The 3108-nt window shown below is 32.8% G+C and carries 3 protein-coding genes and 2 pseudogenes; 2 read left to right on the top strand and 3 right to left on the bottom strand.

What is annotated here, in order from left to right; genetic code table 11:
* Positions 1-171: 171 nt before the first annotated feature.
* Positions 172-468: pseudogene (locus FAR12_RS23910) on the top strand (DUF421 domain-containing protein); the annotation flags it as partial.
* A 377-nt stretch (positions 469-845) separates the two neighbouring features.
* On the opposite strand, the gene FAR12_RS23030 reads toward FAR12_RS23910, so the two are convergent.
* Positions 846-1406, bottom strand: a complete 561-nt coding sequence (locus FAR12_RS23030) for a cupin domain-containing protein (RefSeq protein WP_126411075.1) — start codon at positions 1404-1406, stop codon at positions 846-848.
* Positions 1407-1630: 224 nt separating this feature from the next.
* Between FAR12_RS23030 and FAR12_RS23025 the strand changes: the two genes are divergently transcribed.
* Complete coding sequence (locus FAR12_RS23025) at positions 1631-1939, top strand: tyrosine-type recombinase/integrase (RefSeq protein ID WP_126411076.1); 309 nt, start codon at positions 1631-1633, stop codon at positions 1937-1939.
* Between the two features lie 42 nt (positions 1940-1981).
* On the opposite strand, the gene FAR12_RS24060 is transcribed toward FAR12_RS23025, so the two are convergent.
* Together FAR12_RS24060 and FAR12_RS23020 are read right to left on the bottom strand one after the other, a co-directional pair.
* Positions 1982-2107 carry a hypothetical protein gene (locus tag FAR12_RS24060; protein WP_281275712.1) on the bottom strand — a complete coding sequence of 42 codons (126 nt, stop codon included), beginning with the start codon at positions 2105-2107 and terminating at the stop codon, positions 1982-1984.
* Positions 2108-2299: 192 nt separating this feature from the next.
* A pseudogene (locus FAR12_RS23020) lies at positions 2300-3040 on the bottom strand (Tn3 family transposase); the annotation flags it as partial.
* Positions 3041-3108: the final 68 nt, after the last annotated feature.

The following is a 3108-nucleotide window of genomic DNA, read 5'->3' as shown; positions in this document are numbered from 1 at the left end:
ATTTAGTTTAAGGGGAGGCTTTAGCAGGTTACGGGCTTCCCCCTTGTTTTGGCCAATATTTCCGTCAGATTATTGACAATTAACTCCGTCAATTTCTTGCCATTAAAAGGCGTCAATAACACGAACTATCTTAGTAACGAGGTGTGAGAAGTTGTTTATTTTTTTAGTTAAATTAATTTTTTATTTATTGTGTTTATTTTAGCCGTAAAACTTTTAGGGAAATCCGCACTAGCACAACTTACCCCCTATGATTTTGGAGCCATTATTTTTTTAGCTTATTTAGCTTTTGGATCAATTAAAGTAGAAGGAGTGATGGAGGGGATTATTGGAATCATTGTTATAACATGCGTTCATCTATTTATATCAAAGTTAAGTTTATTGAATTGGTTAAACCGTTTTATTATCGGGAACCCGACTATTCTTATTAAACATAGCAAAATTATATATAAAAATTTAAGGAAAAGTAGGGGTAACTGGAGAAAGAAACAACCTTGAAGTTTAGTGTGGAAGTGTACTTCTTCCAGACTAAACTTCAAGGACAGTAAGCGAAAGCGCGGTAGGTGTGATAGATAGGCTCGTTGCCTGATGGAAAAACTGCTACAACCTTCACAGGATCAATTGTACCCACAGGGGACTCAAGTCAAGCCCTTAAAACGTGTATCTATTACTACATGAACACAAAGATATAAGGTGCATTATATCAACATTTTGTCGCTGATACTGTAGATAAGAGCAGGTTAATTGAATAACAAATATATAAAATAGTAACAAAATAGTTCTCTAATTTCGTAAGAACAATTCTAATAATATATTTTACGTTCCTCTTTTTATTACTCACAGTAGTTTTATTCAGCTACCATGGCATCGACTTTTGTTACATGTACAGTACCATGTGGATGTTGTGGAGGTGCATATATCGAGTAAAGTTTTAGCGGGATATTACCTGTATTGATTACGTTGTGCCATGTTCCAGCAGGTATCATAATGGCAGAGTCATCATAGACTTTTCTTTCAAAGTTTAAATTATCTTTACTCTTGCCCATTTGAACAATTCCTTGACCTTGTTCAATACGTAAGAATTGATCAACGTTAGGGTGAATTTCCAAACCAATATCTTCTCCAACATTGATACTCATCAATGTAACTTGCAAATGTTTTCCTGTCCATAAAGCAGTACGATACGTATTGTTTTGTTTTGCAGCCGCATTGATATTAACTACAAACGGTTCTGGTCCATAATCTTTTAACTTGATTTTACCTCTTCCCTTTGACGATTGTAAAAAACCTAATTGTTTAGCATACTCTATCTCATTAGGAATAGTCCAGTAAACAGGCTGTCTTCCATAGTTATACATTGGCACGTTAACATAATAAGGATATGGATAAATATAAGGAAAATAGTACATCTTTCTCATTCCCTTCACAGATTTATAAAATTATCCTATGCACTATGTTTAGGAAATTTACTTAGATTCAGGGTGACTTGGACGTTTATTTTTTTATACAACCATATATATTCAATTTAAGAAGAAAGCGTGATATATAAATAACGAACAAATATCAAATCTAAGCTAATTTTTTATTGTCTAGTCAACCGTTCAATTTCTGATTCTGTTTTAAATACTCGTTTATTACAGGCTGCCGGATTAGTGAAGCTTTAAGTATTGAGATTAGTCGAGATTTACACTTATTATCATCAGAGTTAGTCATTCGTTCTGGTAAGGGAGACAAACAGCGTACTGTACTTTTAAATCAAAAAGTCATTCAAGCTTTAAAAGATTACTTGGAATTACGAAAAAAACATAAGTATACAGACAGTCCTTATTTATTTTTATCTAACAAAGGACCAAAGTTAAGCCGTATGACGGCTAACAATATGTTTCGAAAGTATAGTCACCTAGCTGGATTGGAACAAGTGTTAAGCCCTCAGCTTCCATAGGAAGTCATTGCCTAAAAGGCTTGATAATGTTCGTCTATTAAGTTAAAAATACACACTAAAAAACTCTCTTTTTACTAAGAAATAGATAGCGACAGCTCCAATAATAACCATAAACAAAGCTCCAATTTGAGTAGAAAACCAAGTTTGAATATTTTCTCCGAAATTCATAATCTTGCACCCTCCTATTATCGTAATTATTGATTTTTCATTTCCTTAACAAACCAGCGATTTTCTTCTTTTATAAGCTGCAGGTCATAGGGGTACAGCCAACATTTCGGAAATTTTGTACGCTAAGCAAAATTCGATATAGAAATAGCCAAATACCTGTACGTTAAGGAATTTGGCTTTATATGTTATAGGTTAATTTTTATTTAATGGTCTTAGAGAATTTGTGGGTAATCGATGCGAATCAAATTTATATTCTCCAAGAAAATTAATATGTTCCCATCCCAAAGGTGAAATATGTGGAAGCAATTCTTCCCTTAGAATATTATTTTTCTTAAATTCCTTTGTTACTTCACTTAAATACACAGTATTCCATACGCTAATTGCATTGATTAATATATTTAATGCACTAGCTCTTTGTAGTTGATCTTGTATGCCCCGTTCTCTGAATTCACCACGTTTACCAAAAAATAAAGCTCTAGCCAATCCATTCATGGCTTCTCCTTTATTTAGTCCACGATGTATCCTTCTTCTTAATGTTTCATTCGTAATATAGTCAAGAATAAAGATTGTTTTTTCAATTCTTCCAATCTCCCGAAGAGCTGTAGCTATTTTATTTTGTCTTGCATACGAACCTAATTTCCCCATGATTAATGATCCAGAAACTCTTCCTTCTCGAATTGAATGTGCTAGCCTTAATACATCATCAAAATTCTCTTTAATAACGTTTGTGTTAATCTTACCTCGAAGTATGCCTTTTATGTTTGGAAAATCGTTAGGAGAAGAAACGGTATATAATTTAGCATCACTTATATCTCTTAGTCTTGGTGCAAAACGAAACCCTAACAAATGACTTAATCCGAAAACTTGATCCGTGTAACCGGCCTTAATTGTACTAGTATTAGAAGTAGTTATTAACGTATCTTGCGATAGTAACTACTTCTTTTATATTTCATTAAAGAATTATTATTTGTACTATTAAATTTATGAATATATAGTATCTT

Origin of the sequence: Bacillus yapensis (assembly GCF_005280205.1) — a bacterium.
Classification (GTDB): domain Bacteria; phylum Bacillota; class Bacilli; order Bacillales; family Cytobacillaceae; genus Robertmurraya; species Robertmurraya yapensis.
The sequence above is the reverse complement of the archived record's forward strand: the minus strand, read 5'-3'. Positions and strand labels throughout refer to the sequence as shown.